Origin of the sequence: Anaeromicropila herbilytica (genome assembly GCF_016591975.1) — a bacterium.
In the GTDB taxonomy this organism is placed as follows: Bacteria; Bacillota; Clostridia; order Lachnospirales; family Lachnospiraceae; genus Anaeromicropila; species Anaeromicropila herbilytica.
The window spans coordinates 3,559,451-3,577,477 of sequence record NZ_AP024169.1; the positions used below are offsets into that span (position 1 = coordinate 3,559,451).

The following is an 18,027-nucleotide window of genomic DNA, read 5'->3' on the forward strand; positions in this document are numbered from 1 at the left end:
ACCCAGTTGAATACTATAATAGGAGAAAGAAAAGGAGTGATATTTTGGCAATTAAAATATTTATAGACCAAGGTCATAATCCAGGAACGATAAATGCAGGTGCCCAAGGTAATGGTTTGCAAGAGCAAGAAGTAAATTATAATGTTGGAACTTATCTAGCAAATATCCTCAACGCAGATCCTCGTTTTGAAGCTCGTACTGCAAGAACATCACCTACTGAAGTATTAGGTACTAATAATACAAGTAGTTTAGCAAAACGTGTTCAAATGGCAAATAGCTGGCCAGCTGACTATTTTCTAAGTATACATTCTAACTTTAATAATAGTCCAGCAATCAATGGTTCCGAAGCATATGTTTTTGAGGCAAACAGTCAGGGATATTATTTAGGAAATCAAATTCTTCAAGAAATAGTTAGAATCGTCGGAACTAAGAATAATGGAATCTATATTCGTCCTTCATTATATGTTCTTCGTTACACAAGAATGCCAGCTGCTTTAATAGAACTAGGTTATTTATCTAATGCTGCTGATGCTCAAAAGTTGAGAGATAATCAATATCAATTTGCATCTGCAATTTACTCTGGATTATTGAAATTTTTTGGTCTTCAACCACTTCAAAAGAAATAGTAAAAGTAATTTAATGAATCAATAAATGGAATTATCATTTGGATAGTAATACTATTTACCATCAACCAAATAATAATTCCATTTCTTTAGTTTACACTAGCTCCCATCTGTCGCCATCGACGACATATAAATCAGGGGTGTAAATCTCTTCTTAATTTACACTAGCTTCATCATTTCGATATTCCTTCTGAGTTGTAAATCCACGTCCTTTTACTTCATTTACTTTATGTATGATCATAAATGCTTGTGGATCTATCTCTAATACTTTTTCATTCAATTTTGGTAATTCTCTATTTGTAATTACGGTAAGTACTACTAGACTTTCATTTCTACAATATCCAGTATTTGCGTGAATTAATGTTGAACCGCGGTCCAATTCGTGAATGACCATATGATTTATTTTTTCATATTCCTCACTAATAATCTTTACTTGCAGTTGTGATTTTCCAATAAATAATACTTTATCTAATACAACAGTATAAATAACTACGAGTAAGATTCCATAAAGTACTTGCTCTTTATTTGCAAATAACATCTGTAACAATAAGATTACAAAGTCTAACGCATATAATACAACGGATACTGATAACCCAAATTTTTTATTCAAAATTAGCGGTGGTATATCCATACCGCCAGTTGAAGCACCTGCCTTGATAACAATTCCGATTCCAACCCCTATCATAATTCCAGAAAATATGACTGAAAGTAAAGCGTCATCTGTCATGTTTTTTAAAAAATCTAAATTCTGCATAACAGAAAAGATAAAAGGATAATAAAATGTACTTACGATTGTCGTTAGAGCAAACCGTTTTCCCAAAAATAAAGCACCTAACAGAAACATTGATACATTAAATACTGTGATAAAGATTGACATAGGTACATTCCATTGATGATGAAAAAACAATGCAAGTCCTGTTGTTCCTCCTGTAATTAATTTATTTGGAAGGATAAACATTACAATCGCTAAACCATAAATTGTATTACCTGCAAGGATATACAGGATATTAATTAAATTTGCTTTAAGATGAAATGCTTTCTTTGTTTCATCTATTATCCTTTTCGTGTGTTGACTTTTTTCGTTCATTATTCTATTCCTTTCTTATGACTATCCATTAAGTTTAACTCTATATTTTTACCATCTAAAATGAGGGGTAAATAATTTTGCATACTTTACAACAAATTTCTATCAGATAGCACTCTACCTTAATAAAGTGTACAAAAATAGCAGGTTAAATTTAACCTGCTATTAAAAATTTATTCTCTATAAAATTATTATACTTATTATTTTTAACTATATTATTAGGATTATTAAAATAAACATTATCAAAATGATGATCGAATACAGTATGATATATCGAAATGACATTTAACTTACTGTTTTTCTTTTCAAATTTCTTACTCGTCTTCATGTTATTTCCATTACTCCAATCTATCAAATTGAGCCATATATACATCAAAAGTGTAAAAATCTTCACACTTTCATATAACTTATTTTACACATTGATTAATACTATCATAGAACATATGCTATGTAAATATACCAAACACTATTTTTAACGAATAAATTTAATAATATCTTTTCTATTTACGTTCGGAACTAGCTTTAGCACTTGATTTACAATAAGTTCTTCTAACTGTTCTTTACTTTTTGAATAGCATGAGGTAACGTATTCTTCTGTATAAAGGCTCTCACTTGTTGAAAAAATTGCGACAGGCCAACCATATTCCTCACCTTTTTTATTAATTTTTCTTCTAAACTCTCGCACCGTTATATATGTCTTCATCTGCAATGAAGTCATCGTACTATCAAACCCCTTTTCTCCACCTTTATGAAAGCCAGCGATGGATTTAATCTCATTAGATGGAAGACTCGGACACTCTAACAATACGTCCATAATCTTCTTTTCACGTTGAGAAGCTAGTCCATCTTCATATCTACTATCAAAATCATAACCATCCCTTCGGTAGGATGCAAAGATGGGATACCACTCTTCTGATATAAAACCTGCTTTATTACGAAAGAGCTTAGCATATGCTATCTCACCTTCCTTCGCAATTACTTCTCTCCATGTCCAAGGATCAGTTTCCGAATCACCTCCAAACCATGCTTTTGAATCAGTTAATTCTTCCACAGAAAAACCAGCTATCTCACTTTTAAATAACGGCAAGAATCCTACCTTCTTAATATACTCTGATAATTCATTACTGCTTTTTATTCTCGATTCATCCTCGCTACTTTTCCCCTCCATAATCCAGTTACCGTCTTCTGTAATCATACTAGCTCCCATCTGTCGCCTTTGGCGACTTTTAATCAAGGGTGTGAAGTGCTTTATCTCACACTTCCACTCCTCCACATCACATTCACTCTATTTTTTCACACTAGCCTACATACCTGCGACTCGCTCGCAGGCGTAAATTCAACGTGTGATATGCTTTTTATTTCACAACAGCTCACATCTGTCGCCTTTGGCGACATACCAATCAGGAGTGTGAAAAGCTTTATTTTCGCACTATAATCCAATTATAATATAAAAGATAAAAGATTCATATCTACCTTTATAAACATTTTATCATAAAAATAGAAAGTTTAATTTAAAAGAAAATTAAACTTTCTATTTTTCTAATATCCTTCTATTCATAGCAGACAAATCATTATTATAAATATCATTTAATTTCCCTTACTGCCAAGGGGATTACTTTTACCTGTATGCCATACATTATTATCTGGACCTAATGCTGGTGGAATATAATTTTTAATTTTTTCATCTGTGATATCATTAACTATTTCGCATGATTTTACGGTAGGATTATCTGATTTTTCATGTTTGTTCTTGATACTATTCTTCATATAACACCTCCATTTACTTTTCATTATTATAAGTAATCTTTCCGTAATTTATTCTTAAATAAATGATACTTAATCTATTGGAACAGTCTCCTCACCAATAATAGCTACATTTTGATTGAATAACTCGAAAGAATCCTTATCCCATTTTAATGTATTTAAAATATATCCTAGAGCATCTGCATTATATCTTCCAGCTATTTTCTGATATGCTAACAACTCATACACATTATCTCCATCATAATCTACTGGATACATTCCACTTAATGGGTTAACAAATCCTTCAATTGGTGTTTTTAATATTCCATTATCGTTATATATTTCACTTAAATACTCAAGATCCTTCAAGGAAATATCAATCACATAGCTAGTATTATTATATTCACTAAACACATCTACTTTTTCATTATCTTTATAAATAATGTCATAATTATATTGATTATTATATTGATTAAAGTCAAATCGCAATTGTAATTTACTATCATAGAAAGAATAAATATAATGATACATAGTTGCACCACTTCCACCTGAATCAATACTAATCAATATATCATCTGTCCCATCACCTGTAAAATCACCTAAGAATATTCTTGGATTATAGCCTGCATTCTCTTCCAAATCATGCATCGTAAGTTCACCTGATTCTCCATCTTGAATAATCAGTGTTATATCCTCTGTGAAAGGACTATCTGGTTTTGACGTTCCAATAAGGTATACATGATCTAGTATTTGATCTCCATTGACATCTCCAACTGAATAAGAGACGATTTTAGTAGGCCATATTCTCATTTCATCCGTCTGGGGGCTCATTGTTTTTAACACCTTACTAATTCTATTTCTCTATCCTATGACTGCAATTTTACTTTTGATACTCTTATGTATTAGAATAATCCAGTATATGGAATATACTGGATTTCTACTATGTAACTTACATGTTACCATTATTTATACTTGTGAGTATTAAGAATACGATAAACTGTATTTTGGGTTTTAGGAAGATCATCCTTTGAAATCGTTAAGATATTGTCGTATTCTGTAATAGAACCATACTTTTCTTTAATCTTTGCTTGTGAAGCATCCGTATAATGGGTTGGAATAATAGCTGGATCATTGATGGTATCAAGATCAAGTTGATTCTAGTATTTTGTATAGTGATATCGAAGATTATAACTGTAAAGTTACAGAACAGTTACAATAAATTAATAAGTCAAGCCATATCCAAAATCAAATAACAGTTCTGCATTATCTTTGTCTATATCATCTACATCTTTGTAATAAGGCATTGCTAACTTACCTGTAAATGGTGTCTCACCAGTAAGAACGGATGCTATACCATCTCCTTCTGTTCCTGGCAAGTAGCACATGACAACACTATCCCAATCTTTGATATAATCATTGATTAATACATTTCTACCTGCAACAATTAAGGAAACTACAGGTTTATTTAATGTACTTACATATTTGATTGCTTCTTTATTATCTGGATGTCCTTTTTCTCCAATAATGGATAAATCCTTCGTATCACCTTCATATTCTGCATAAGGCATTTCACCAACAGCTAAGATGACCACATCAGCTTCTTTTGCATGTTTCTTATCTGTAATAATCGTAAAACCATTTACTTTTGCATAAGTTTCTAGTCCTTCTAAGATAGTTGTACCCTCATTGATTTTACCAGTCTTTTCATCTGTAACTCCTTGCCAAGTCAATCCCCAACCTCCACATTGAAGTCCCAAATCATTTAGAGCAGGACCTGTTACAAATATTTTTTGCCCTTTCTTTAAAGGTAATGTTCTATTATCATTCTTTAATAATACAAGGGATTTTTCAACTAATTGTTTTGCTATATATCGATAACCATCACTACCAAGTTCCGTTACATCATGTTTCACTTTCTCCATATTTGGATCATCAAAGAGTCCCATATCATATTTGACCGTTAATATACGACTGACTGCATCATCAATTCTCTTCTGATCAATTACTCCATTTTTAACGTTCTCTACAATAGCGTTAATAGCATCTTTATAACTAAATGGTTCCATTAACATATCTACACCAGCATTGATTGCTAAAGCTACATTCTCTTCATAGCTGCTCCCACTTAAGCCACTAATTCCTTCCCAATCTGTTACCACAAATCCTTTAAATCCAAATTCATTCTTTAAGACATCAGTAAGTAAATATTTATTCTCATGCATTTTTACACCCTGATAGGAACTAAAAGATGCCATAACTACCTTTACTCCTGATTTTACTAACTCTTTATATGGTGCTAAGTGTGTTTTTCTTAATTCTTCTTCTGATATCTTAACATCTCCACGGTCAAGCAGTTTGTTTTTTTCACCCGTACCATAAGAGGTTCCCCCATCAGCTACATAATGTTTTACTGTTGGTACAACACCATGATCACTTTGACCTTTTATGTAAGCTTCTGCAAGGGCAGTCACAATTGCAGGATCACTTGAGTAACTCTCATAGGTTCTACCCCACCTTGGATCCTGGCAGACCGCTACACAAGGTGAAAAGTTCCATGGGATTTTTGCCAATTTCATTTCTTCTGCTACCGCTTCACCCATTTTGTACATTAAATCTGCATCATTTGCAGCACCCAAGCCAATATTATGTGGAAATACTACTGCACCCTTTACTAAGGAAAGTCCATGAACTGCATCTACTCCATAGATCATTGGAATCTGATGTTTTGATTTTAAAGCAGCATTCTGAAAAGTATCCATCATTGTAGTCCAATCATCTACCTCATTATTGCCAGGACAAGAACCTCCCCCACTAAGTACTGAACCAAGTCCTAAATTGGTTATTTCAGAACCTTGCAGTTGATCACGTGCGGCTTGAAGCATTTGACCCGCTTTTTCTTCTAAAGACATCTCACTTATTAAGTTAGCAACCTTTTCTTCTGTAGTCAATGATGCATCTTGTTTCGTTGTAGTTTGATTTTTGGTATCTTGATTACTTACTGAATTATCTGCTACCGCTTCATCCTTTTTTGCATTACCACAACTAATTAACATAAGTGATAGTGTAAGTATGGTAATCATTGATATAAATTTTCTTTTCTTCATAATAAATATCTCCTCCCATATTTTTTCGTAATATTCTTATGTTCTGTACCCCCATCCTCTCATTATATTTATGCTTCGACTTAGACTCCCTATTGTTTAATTATATATTATTAGGTATTTTTTTACAATTCAATTCTACTACTCTTGTACTTTTTATATAAAATGATGATGTTTACATTAAAAAAACTATTTAACGATTTTCTCATTAAATAGTTTTTTCGAAAATTATAATAATTATATTAAAACGCTCTACGATATGCATCTGGATATTCCACCGAAACATCTTTTCTTTTTGCTTCTTGTAGTACAAAGTAAGGATTTCTTAATAATTCTCTACCTATTGCCACCATATCTGCTCTTCCATTTGCAATAATCTCTTCTGCCATATCAATATCAGTAATTAGTCCAACTGCGATTGTTGGAATTCCACATTTTTCTTTGATCATATTCGCATAATTAATCTGATATCCAGGATATAAACTTATTTTAGCTGGAAGTAAACCACCAGTACTTACATCAACTACATCTATATATTCTTTTACCTCATTGATGATTTGCACCATGTCAGAGATATTTATTCCGCCCTCAAGATAATCAGTAGCTGATACCCTAATGAATATTGGTTTCTCTTGAGGCCATACTTTCCTAACCTCTATTAGTACCTCTTTCAAAAATCGAATGCGATTTTCAAAACTTCCACCATATTCATCACTTCGGTGATTGGATAATGGTGATAAGAACTGATGTATCAAATAGCCGTGTGCAGCATGGATTTCTAAAATATCAAAACCAGCTTCATCCGCCCGTTTAGCAGCTCCTGCGAAACTATTTATAATAGATTTGATTTCATCTTTGGTTAATTCTTTTGGTAATAAACTATCTTCTATTTTAATTGCACTTGGAGCTACTACTTCTGCAGAAGTTCCCATATATTTTCTACCAGAATGGTTTAATTGAATTGCAGTTTTGGCTCCACATTTTTTCATACCATCAACAATCCTACTGAGCTCCTCAATCTGGCCATCTTCCCATAATCCTAGATCATGATCGGATATTCGTCCATTCTTAGTAACACCAGTTGCCTCAACAATAATTAGTCCCACACCACCAATAGCTCTAGTTAAATAATGAATATAGTGAAATTCATTTGCTTTTCCGTCTCTTGCAGAAGAATACAAACACATTGGAGGCATAACTATTTTGTTACGTAACGTTATATTTTTAATTGTATATTGATCGTATATTTTCATGATACCCTCCTTATGCTAATCCTATCAGTTTATGAATTACCTTCACTAAATTGGTACTGAAAATTTGAAAAAAAAATATATATAACATAATTTCTATTATTACTTTATTATTATTCCACTAATCATATATTAAAATGCGAACCAAATTTTATTGTTTTTTCAATTTATACTAAAATCTATTTTAGTAGTTTTATACCAACTCAAATTTTATTATATAAGCGTTATATAAGTAAACGTATATTTACTAATTATGATTAGAATATTTATATAATTTTATTAATATGTAATTGATTAGCTTATTATTTTATATTAGTTTTTCATATAATTTGAACCAATCCAAACCATACTCATGAAGTCCTAAATCTACCGTATCAATATATTGATATCCACTTTTTTCATAAAGTTTAATAGCTGGCATATTACCTTCATAAACATCTAGCCTAATTGACTTTACATTTGACTTAATACTATGTTGTTCAGCAAAATTCATTAATGCAGTTCCTACGCCACTTTTCATAAACAATGGATGAATTACAAATGTATGTATAACAAAAACATCTGAATAATCAGACTCAAATGCCCATTTGACCGTATGATATGCTGGTTCAGGTTCATGACTTAATATAATTGAACCAATAATTCTACCGTTCTGTTTTGCTACATAAAGATTTCTATTTTTCACTCCATCCGTAGCATTTTGCCTAATAGGATAGATACCTTTTTTCCATCCAGGATAATTAACACTTTCTTCCAAATAATCATTTAGATCGTTATAAAGATTTTCTAATTCATCGATATCATTTTCTTGCCCTAATTCTATTATAATGTCCATATATTCCTCCAAATCAATATTATATCTATTACTACTTTTTATAATTGTGTATTGGTACATTATATATTAGACAATCATAATTTTCCATATATTTGTATAATTTATTTACAAATATAATATGAGTTGCCCGACAAATGACCTGTTTGGGAGGTTGTCTAGGCAATTTGCCAAGCTAGATTTTGAAACAGGTCATTTGTCGGACAACTCATAATATTCTTAATGTATAATTATTTTCAATCCTTTACTTAGAATTATATAACTTTCTTATATAGATTCGTCTCTGCTGCTTTTTCAGAATATTCACCAATGATTGGTACGATTCTTCTATAATGTTCTGAATTTGAGTGATTTTTTAATGCATCCATGGATTCCCATTCTTCCATCATAGTTAGAATGGACTCGTCTTTTATATCTTGGTACATCTCATATTTAATGCAACCTTCTTCTTTCACTGTTGCCTCAATTAATTCTTTGGTAGCTTGTAATACTTCTTCTATCTTATCTTTTTTAATATAATTCTTTGCAATTACTTTTATCATTTAGATACCTTTTTTATAACCTATCTGTGAGTAGATTGTTATAACCACATGAAAGTAGGTTGAAGAAATATCATGTGGGATTCCCTTCTATTTTATTTTTCTTCACCTTTAATTCTTTAATTACCGTAAAACCATGTATATCCGTGAGAATTTATACGTTCTTTAACGCTATAGAAACATTTATTACCACTTCTCATTATGAACTTTTTTACTGTCGTATCGATCTACAAATGTATTCTCTTGCCCATCTGGATATCCAACTGGTATAAGAGCAAATGGCATAATATTCTCTGGAAGTCCAAAAAGTTCACTGATATATTTCGCATTTGCCTCAGCAGTTGCTACCCCTAGCCATACAGCACCCAAATCTAAATCAGTTGCTTCAAGTAATAGATTCTCAACAGATGCACCCATATCTTGTTGCCAAGCTGTTTCGAAGCGAATCGTATCACGATTAGCCACCGCAACAAATGCTACTGCAGCACTTGCAGTCATTTTTGAATATGGACACATATCAGCTAACTTTTGTAAAGTCTCTTTCTCTTCAACCACAATATATTCCCAAGGTTGTTGATTAGCTGCAGATGGTGCTTGCATCGCGGCTCTTAATAACTTTTCAATTTTTTCTTTCTCCACCGGTCTATCTTGATACTTTCTAATACTTCTTCTGTTAAATATTGCTTCCATTTTTTATCCTCCTAGGTAATGTGTTTATTTTTTGAGTCATTTAGTTGTACATACAACTATTTGGTATATATAAAACTTTATAAAGTATCTTCAATGCTATGAAATACTCTATAAAGTTTATAGTTTAATTACTCTTACCTTCTAATCGATTCGCCACTGAATTCATCATCGTAATTAATTGATCATACTCTTCCTTTGTTAATAACTCTGCATATCTTTGATGCAGATTCGACCAAGCTTTCTTAATATCATCTTGAAGACTTCTTCCTTTGTCAGTGAGGTATATGTAAGAATTCTTACCTTCTATTTTACGGTTTAATAAACCCTTATTCTCAAGTTTATCTATAAAGCGTGTGGTAGTTGATGCTGTAATGTGAAGAATTTCTCCAATTTCTTTTTGTGTAATTCCATCATATTCATATAATATTCTAACAAGATACGCATAGGTTGGTGATAATCCAGTAATCTTAAATTCTTCATCTGCTATTTTACCTACAACTCTTGATAGTTTATTAGATGAAAAATATAAACAATCACATAATAATTCATTCCTATTCTGCATTACAATAGCCCTTTCCTAATGGTATCATATGTTATTCACTGTATTGAACCTTCACATATAAATAATGTTATACTATTTACCAAATGTATCAATCTTTTATAAGAACATTTGTACATACAACTATACTTCTTCCAATTGAATATGTCAACCTAAAATTCTATTTTTCGTATCGAATATAATTCTGTTTTTTACGTTAAGACAAATCACTTTAATTATATGAGGTCACTGAAAAAGTCCCTTTAAAAAAGTAGAATGAATATTACTGTATAAATATCCGTGCTGTATTTTGCTTTAAAGAAGTATTAGAAAATCTTAATGAAAAAAGAATCCTTAAATAATCAGAAGGAGTGCTGTCTGAGCGTTTCCCAGCGAGTTCGCTCCATCTGATTATGTTTGAAGGATTCCTTTTTCATTTAGATTCTCTTATACTTCTTTATCCCAAAAAACAGCACGGATATTTATACAGTAATATTCAAGCGAAAACTACAATAAGGGACTTTTTCAGTGACCACTACTTATATGTATCTATTTCTTTTTCAATAAATATCTTAACAGAAATGTAATACAAAATCCTATGATTACAAAGATTACAGCTGCAAACGTTCCCGATTGAAATCCCGTTGCTACCGCTACGCTTTCTGATGCAGATGTCTTAAGTGCTCTTAACTGAGAAGCTGACATAATACTTATAAAAAGTGATGATCCTATTGCAGCAGAAATCTGTTGAAGCGTATTTAGAATTGCAACTCCATGTGGATAGTACTCTTTTGGCAATTGATTTAATGAACTAGTCTGACAAGGTGACATGGTAAGACCAACTCCAATACAAACCATAACATATAATATAATTACTTGAATTAATGATGTATGATTATCTGAATGAGACAATAAATACATTGCCGCTAGAATAATAATAAATCCTACAAGCACTAAATTCTTAATACCAAACTTATCATATATTTTTCCTCCAATTGGCGTTACAAAACCATTTGCAAGTGCTGCAGGTAGTAATGCCATTGCAGCTATAAAGGAAGTTGTTTTAAGTGCTCCTTCAAAGTACATTGGAAGCATAACATTCATTGTAAACATTGTCATCATTGATATCATAACTAGTACTACACCCACTGAAAATATTGGATATTTGAAAGTACGAATATCTAGCATAGGTTCCTTTAATGTAATCTGTCTTATGCCAAAGATAACCAATGATATTACTCCGATAGCAAAGATTACAGCTACTCTCTTCATATTATCGCTTCCACTAATACTACTAATTCCGTAGATTACTCCAGCAAAACCAATACTTGATAATATAATTGAGAGGATATCAATTTTAGGTTTTGTTAATTCACCAACATTCACTAAGAATGTATTTCCTAATATCATAGCTAAGAGGATAATTGGTATTAATATGATAAATAAGGCATGCCAACTAAAAAACTGTAGAATTATTCCAGATACAGTTGGTCCTAAAGCAGGTCCTAATGAGATAGCACAACCACAGATTCCCATGGCAGATCCATGTTTTTCATGAGGCGTTACTAACAAAACAGTGTTCATCATGATTGGTATCATCATTCCAGTTCCAGATGCTTGTAACATTCTTGATAGCAATAACATGACAAACGAGCCAGAACATGCGGCACTAATTGTACCAAGTAACAGTAGTGTCATTGCACAAAGATAGAGTTGTTTCGTTCCAAAAGATTGGATAAGAAATGCTGTGATTGGTACTAATACAGCGACTACAATCATATATGCTGTAATGATCCATTGAATTGTTCCTGCTGTAACATGCATTTCTTCCATTAGTGATGACAAAGCAACATTTAATATTGTTTCATTAAATACAGAAATAAATGCACTAAATACCAGTACCGCAACAATTGCTTTAGCATTTAATTTTGGATTTGTTTCTTTCAAAGTGTTTGTGTTCATTCTAATAATTTCCTCCTTATTAGACCAGTCTACATAATTTTAATCTAAAAAAATACTGTCTTACTTTGTAATAGAATAATAAAGCATTAAAGTATAATATATATAAGATTTCAATTCTACTTTGATACTATATTATTCCATATCAATAAGGCAGAGATTTTCTTAGATTTTTACTATATTAGGTATTTGCTTGGCTATGAGTCTTAATGGATTTCCATTCTGCCTCGTTAAAGAAAGTGTAATTGCTCCTTCCATCATAGCGCATATTACTTCACCAATTTCATGTGCTTCTTCTGGGGACATTCCAGCTTTCATAAGTTTATCAGCATAAATATTTTCTAAGGATTGATAGAGATCTTCGCAAGCTTTTCTTAATGTTTCACTTGATAAATAGGTTTCAAGTGCGATTAGACTGATGGTAATATCTCTTGTCTTATGCTCTTTATCAATAATGTCTGCTATATTTTCAATATTATAAATGATAGCTTCTATGGGATTATCAATATTTTCAATATGACTCGTTATACTTTGTGTTATTTTATTACCCGCTAATATTAAGGCTTCTAACGCAAGTTGTTCTTTTCCTTTTGGAAAATGATAATATAAGGATCCCTTCGGAGCACCACTCTCTGCTAATATCTCATTCAGTCCGGTCGCATTGTATCCTTTTTTTCCAAATAGATTGGATGCAGTTTCAATGAATTTATCCCTAGTATTTTCTTTCAAACTTATGCCCTAGCCTTTCTATTAATGATATTCTAACCTATGATGGAATAAGTGTAATCTTATTACAATTAATATATTGAGATTCTAATATAAATAAATTTATATAATTATAGTGACTGGTCTATTTATATTATAATATATGAAATTAACCAAACTGTCAAGAATAATGATTGGTATTATTTGATTCACATAAGTCATTATTGCAATGTAAATCCAATTTCACACCCTTGATTATAACGGCTTTTACAGTATATCTCGCCTCCATGCTCATTCACTATATACTTACAGATAGATAGCCCAAGTCCAGAACCAGGTATGCTTGAACTTCTAGATTTTTCTGCTCGATAAAATTTATCAAATACATATGGAATATCATCAGAACTTATTCCTATCCCATTATCTTTAATCCTAATTAATACACATTTGTCTTTTCGCTCCACGTCAATTGTGATCTTACCTGTGTAATTGGAGGTATATTTCATACTATTCTCTATAATATTATAGATAACTTCTGTGATTCGCTTTTTATCTATAGTAACAATCATATTATCTGTACTAATACGATAAGTAAATTCTAATCCCATTTGTCTTATGTATATTTCGATTTCTTTCATAAGAGGTATAAAGTAATCAAGAAAATACACTTCACTGCGATTGATATCCAACTGTTGTAGCTGCGCATTCGAATATTCAAGTAGGTCATTAATCATACCAATTAATAAATCTGTCTTACTTATAATAATCTTTACATATTCTGCTTTAGCCTCTTCTGTTTTTGCTATTCCATCTCTTAATCCTTCACTATAAGCCTTTATCGTTGATATTGGTGTCTTTAAATCATGAGAAATACAGGAGATTAGCTCTTGCTGGGATCTCTTAAGGCTTTCTTCTCTCACTTGTTTTTCTTTCAACTCATCTCTCATCAATTCAAAGGAATAAGTTAAATCACCTACTTCATTTTCACCAATCGTTCTTCCATAAGTACGCACTACCTCTAGATTGTAGTTTCCAGCAATGATTGCTTTTGCAGAAGTAGATATCTCTCTTAATGGATAAAGGATTCTCTTGCTACTGTACACGGTTCTAATGATCAACATAATAGCACTAAGTAGTACACCAACCAGAATCGGAAAAAAGATATGTAGTGCTCTATTCATAGGGGTTCCTTTAATGATATCATCTTTAGGAATATAAAAGACAACAAATCCATCTGTCTTACCGTCCTTCTGTAATATAAAGCTTTCCTTTAGTACATTCTTCTGCTCCTTATTAAAGCTTTGATCCGTTTGAATCATTTCTTGTACATTAACAATATCATCTTTTTTATAATTGATATTCGAATTATTATATTTTACTTTACCTTCTAATCCTAACACCATATAAGTATATTTTCCTTTATGATAGATTCCTTTTTCAATATCATTTCTTTGCTCTGCAACAAGCATACGTATCTGATTATCATATAATCTATCATCGGTATTAAGATATCGATTCACCGAAAGTATCATTGACAGAATAAGAACGACTACTATAAAAGTAGTCGTAATAAGATTTATCTTATTAATTGTATGCTTCATATGATCTCCTATCTATAAACTCTATTGTTCCGAGAACTTATAGCCAGCTCCCCATACTGTTTTAATATAATCTATTTTATATTTTCCTAATTTTTCTCGTAAACGATTAATATATACAGTAATACTATTATCATCACAATAACCACTATATCCCCATACACTATTATAGATTTGTTCTTTAGAGAATACTTGATTTGGGTTTTTTGCAAGAAAATATAATAGTTCAAATTCTTTCGTAGTTAATGTTAAGATTTCACCCTTGATTGTTGCACTATAAGAAGATTTATTTAAATATAATTCTCCAACTGTGATTTCTTCCTTTTTCATATTAGATGTAGTTGTTGATTTTTCATATCTTCTAAGTTGTGCTTTTACTCTAGCCACTAATTCTAGCGGACTAAATGGCTTTGTGACATAGTCATCCGCTCCAATTCCAAGTGCTATTACTTTATCCATCTCTCCGCTTTTTGCAGATATCATGATAATAGGGACATCTGAATACTGCCTTATTTCTTTACATACTTGAATTCCATCAATAATTGGTAGCATAATATCTAGAAGTACCAGGCTAGGTTCTTCCTCTTTAAAAGTCTTCAACCCTTCCTTGCCATCATTTCTTACAATCGGTTCAAATTGTTCTACTTCTAGATATGCTCCTAATATATTTGCTAATTCTTTTTCATCTTCAATGATTAATATTTTCTGTCCCATCCTATTCCTCATTCCTAAGTATCAATTGATGACTAAATTATAGCTTACAAATATGTTTTTTACAAGTTCTACCATCCTTTTTCCTTAAGAAAATGATACACATTTTCTTCTCTTTCTAGTGCAGTTTCTTCGTTATATTCATCTAACCGTATATCCCCATCAATTCTTCCATCTTTTAAATAAATAATACGATTTCCTCTTAAAGCAGCCTTTAGATCATGTGTTACCATAACAACAGACTGGCCTTCTCTGTTGATATTAGTAAAAATATCAAGTACATTTTGACCTTGTGAGGAATTCAATGCTCCTGTAGGTTCATCTGCAAAAAGAATGCTTGGATTATTAATTAATGCCCTACATATAGCTACTCTCTGCTTTTGACCACCAGACATTTGATTAGGGAATTTCTTCTTCTGGGATGTTAATTCCATTCGTTCAAGTAGATCATCAATTTTTTCTTCAATCTTGTTCCTTGATGCATCTGTTTTATAGGTAGGACTTAAGATATTCTCATACACCGTTAGATTTGGTATTAAGTTAATTCCTTGAAATACAAAACCTAACTTTTCCTTTCTTAAATATGCAATCTCTTTTTCCTTCATTTTGGTAATGTCCTTATCCTCGAACATTACTTTACCAGTAGTAACATGATCCATACCACTTAATGAATATAACAGTGTTGATTTGCCCGAACCTGAGCTACCCATTATAACTGTAAAATCACCTTTGTATATTTCAAGATCTAAGTTTTTAATTACATTATTTATTTCTCCATCACTGATAAAACTTTTACATAATAACTCTGTTTTTATTAAAACCTGATTCATAATATGAACCCTTCCTTTCCGATTCTATTCTAAAGTCTCGCATGCTTTTGCGAGACTTGCACCCTTGCTTCATAATGATTCGAGGGTCAAAAGCCTTTCTACAATTACATTGTGTATATTGATGTATCATTGTAAATTTTGGCGTAGTCCGGCCAATGTCGTCAACTTAAGAATTTACAATTTAATACTGTATAAAAAATAAACATAATTTTGTTTATAATGCAAATTGACAAACAAATGTTTGCTCCAAAATTTTAATAGATACATTTTTACTATTAAATTTTGGAGGACTTCATATTATGATTAAAAAAATATCATCTTTATTAAAATCAGTTAATAACCTTATTACTAGCGAAGAGTTTATTGAAAAACATAGGATTAATCAAAAAAGCTTTAATCGTAATCGAAAATTAACTTTTAAGGATATTATTTTATTCCTTTTAAGTCAGCCACAAAAATCTTTATCTGTGGCTCTTTCCGATTACATAGATTCTTCAAACCTTGCAATTGACTCAATTTCAAAACAGGCTTTTTCAAAAGCTCGCTTTAAAATTAAACCTGATGCTTTTCGTGAAATTTTTCTAATGACTACTGATGTTAATAAAACAAGATCAAACCTTAATACTTGGAATGGTCACCCTGTATTAGCGATTGATGGTACTTCATTGCAGATTCCTAACACAAAAGAAAATCAAACTTATTATGGTTCTAAAAAAAATCAATATGACCCTGTCGCTCTGGCTTCTGCTTCGGCTTTGTATGATGTTTTGAATGATAACTTACTTAATACAAAACTCGTTCATTATCGTACTTCTGAATTAGTTCAAGCCCAAACATTAATCGATGAATTTAATTTAAATCAAGTTCACGGAGAGAAAGCACCAATTATTATTTTTGATAGAGGTTATCCATCTAGAAAACTCTATGCGCAACTTCAAGAAAAGCAATGTTTCTTTGTAATGAGACATAAAACAAAGTCCCATGGTGCGTTAAAAGCGGTATATCAATGTAATTATGGTGATACTTCAATACAGTATTCTCATAACGACTGTTCCTATCCGCTAAGAGTTATAAAGTTTGATTTGCCATCAGGCTTACAAGAGACACTTGTTACAAATCTTTTTGACCCCAATATAACTGTTGAAATGTTTAAAGAACTATATTTTATAAGGTGGGGGATTGAAACGAAATATCGTGAAGTCAAATCGATATTAAAGCTAGAAAATTTTATGGGCATAAAACCGGAAGCAATTGAACAGGAATTTTATGCTGCGATGTTTGCTTCAAACCTATTATCAATGTTTGCTTCTGTTTGCAATGAAGAAATATCTAATATTCAACAGGAAACAAAGAAAACAACATGTTATAAAACAAATAGAAATATTCTAGTAAACTATCTTTTTAATAAGCTATATACTTTGATTTGTAACTATCGTATTGCTAAAAAGGTTATTAATAATTTGATAAAAATAGGTATAAAAAATCGCTCACAAGTACGTACAAACCGTTCTTATGAGCGAAAGAAAATGCGAAGCAGGATGAAGTTCTCCCAGAACACAAAATCCACTTTATAATATACATTATAAAATGAAAAACTGCTCGCTCATATAGTTTACACTATTTTTATAAATAATCAAATATGATGTTTTATTTTTGTACAATTTTTTGTAACCTTTTTTACTACAAGTGTTAAGTTGACGACATTGGTAGTCCGGCCGAAAGTATCGTTTATATTTTGTCAAGACTCAAAGTAAAAATAGGAACGTGAGTGAGTATTTTCACTTGTTTTGAGGCTTGTAAAAAATATGATAAGTTTGTTTTGTA

The 18,027-nt window shown here is 31.3% G+C and carries 18 protein-coding genes; 2 read left to right on the top strand and 16 right to left on the bottom strand.

The annotated features are described in order from the left end of the window. The first annotated feature begins 44 nt into the window (after positions 1–44). The gene (locus bsdtb5_RS15395) at positions 45–626 is read left to right on the top strand and encodes an N-acetylmuramoyl-L-alanine amidase family protein (protein WP_271712858.1); all 582 of its coding nucleotides are present in this window, start codon (positions 45–47) and stop codon (positions 624–626) included. 151 nt (positions 627–777) lie between these two features. On the opposite strand, the gene bsdtb5_RS15400 is transcribed toward bsdtb5_RS15395, so the two are convergent. The 16 genes from bsdtb5_RS15400 to bsdtb5_RS15475 form a co-directional block, all read right to left on the bottom strand. Next, entirely contained in the window at positions 778–1,710 is a 933-nt protein-coding gene (locus bsdtb5_RS15400; RefSeq protein ID WP_271712859.1) for a YitT family protein, read from the bottom strand. Between the two features lie 151 nt (positions 1,711–1,861). Further along, positions 1,862–2,035: a hypothetical protein gene (locus tag bsdtb5_RS15405; RefSeq protein WP_271712860.1), complete on the bottom strand. Its 174-nt coding sequence runs from the start codon at positions 2,033–2,035 to the stop codon at positions 1,862–1,864. A gap of 144 nt (positions 2,036–2,179) precedes the next feature. Beyond that, positions 2,180–2,902 carry an AlkZ-related protein gene (locus bsdtb5_RS15410; RefSeq protein WP_271712861.1) on the bottom strand — a complete coding sequence of 241 codons (723 nt, stop codon included), beginning with the start codon at positions 2,900–2,902 and terminating at the stop codon, positions 2,180–2,182. A gap of 392 nt (positions 2,903–3,294) precedes the next feature. Then, on the bottom strand, positions 3,295–3,474 hold the full coding sequence (locus tag bsdtb5_RS15415) for a hypothetical protein (protein WP_271712862.1): 180 nt from the start codon (positions 3,472–3,474) through the stop codon (positions 3,295–3,297). 69 nt (positions 3,475–3,543) lie between these two features. Next, a complete protein-coding gene (locus bsdtb5_RS15420; RefSeq protein ID WP_271712863.1) occupies positions 3,544–4,281 on the bottom strand; it encodes a VCBS repeat-containing protein in 738 nt (245 codons plus the stop codon). Between the two features lie 389 nt (positions 4,282–4,670). Further along, the gene (locus tag bsdtb5_RS15425; protein ID WP_271712864.1) at positions 4,671–6,554 is read right to left on the bottom strand and encodes a glycoside hydrolase family 3 protein; all 1,884 of its coding nucleotides are present in this window, start codon (positions 6,552–6,554) and stop codon (positions 4,671–4,673) included. Between the two features lie 239 nt (positions 6,555–6,793). Next, entirely contained in the window at positions 6,794–7,804 is a 1,011-nt protein-coding gene (gene namA / locus bsdtb5_RS15430; RefSeq protein WP_271712865.1) for an NADPH dehydrogenase NamA, read from the bottom strand. A 304-nt stretch (positions 7,805–8,108) separates the two neighbouring features. Next, positions 8,109–8,636, bottom strand: coding sequence for a GNAT family N-acetyltransferase (locus bsdtb5_RS15435; RefSeq protein ID WP_271712866.1), 528 nt, complete (start codon positions 8,634–8,636; stop codon positions 8,109–8,111). Positions 8,637–8,887: 251 nt separating this feature from the next. Then, on the bottom strand, positions 8,888–9,175 hold the full coding sequence (locus bsdtb5_RS15440; RefSeq protein ID WP_271712867.1) for a putative quinol monooxygenase: 288 nt from the start codon (positions 9,173–9,175) through the stop codon (positions 8,888–8,890). A gap of 183 nt (positions 9,176–9,358) precedes the next feature. Continuing rightward, on the bottom strand, positions 9,359–9,862 hold the full coding sequence (locus bsdtb5_RS15445) for a nitroreductase family protein (RefSeq protein ID WP_271712868.1): 504 nt from the start codon (positions 9,860–9,862) through the stop codon (positions 9,359–9,361). Between the two features lie 124 nt (positions 9,863–9,986). Beyond that, positions 9,987–10,424: a MarR family winged helix-turn-helix transcriptional regulator gene (locus bsdtb5_RS15450; RefSeq protein WP_271712869.1), complete on the bottom strand. Its 438-nt coding sequence runs from the start codon at positions 10,422–10,424 to the stop codon at positions 9,987–9,989. 525 nt (positions 10,425–10,949) lie between these two features. Beyond that, positions 10,950–12,362, bottom strand: coding sequence for a DHA2 family efflux MFS transporter permease subunit (locus tag bsdtb5_RS15455; protein ID WP_271712870.1), 1,413 nt, complete (start codon positions 12,360–12,362; stop codon positions 10,950–10,952). Between the two features lie 162 nt (positions 12,363–12,524). Then, positions 12,525–13,088, bottom strand: a complete 564-nt coding sequence (locus bsdtb5_RS15460; protein ID WP_271712871.1) for a TetR/AcrR family transcriptional regulator — start codon at positions 13,086–13,088, stop codon at positions 12,525–12,527. A 197-nt stretch (positions 13,089–13,285) separates the two neighbouring features. Beyond that, positions 13,286–14,665, bottom strand: coding sequence for a sensor histidine kinase (locus tag bsdtb5_RS15465; protein WP_271712872.1), 1,380 nt, complete (start codon positions 14,663–14,665; stop codon positions 13,286–13,288). Between the two features lie 21 nt (positions 14,666–14,686). Then, the gene (locus tag bsdtb5_RS15470) at positions 14,687–15,376 is read right to left on the bottom strand and encodes a response regulator transcription factor (RefSeq protein ID WP_271712873.1); all 690 of its coding nucleotides are present in this window, start codon (positions 15,374–15,376) and stop codon (positions 14,687–14,689) included. 68 nt (positions 15,377–15,444) lie between these two features. Next, complete coding sequence (locus tag bsdtb5_RS15475) at positions 15,445–16,203, bottom strand: ABC transporter ATP-binding protein (RefSeq protein WP_271712874.1); 759 nt, start codon at positions 16,201–16,203, stop codon at positions 15,445–15,447. Between the two features lie 299 nt (positions 16,204–16,502). Here bsdtb5_RS15475 and bsdtb5_RS15480 point away from each other — a divergent pair, with 299 nt between their 5' ends. Next, complete coding sequence (locus bsdtb5_RS15480) at positions 16,503–17,777, top strand: IS4 family transposase (RefSeq protein WP_271712180.1); 1,275 nt, start codon at positions 16,503–16,505, stop codon at positions 17,775–17,777. Positions 17,778–18,027 lie beyond the last annotated feature (250 nt).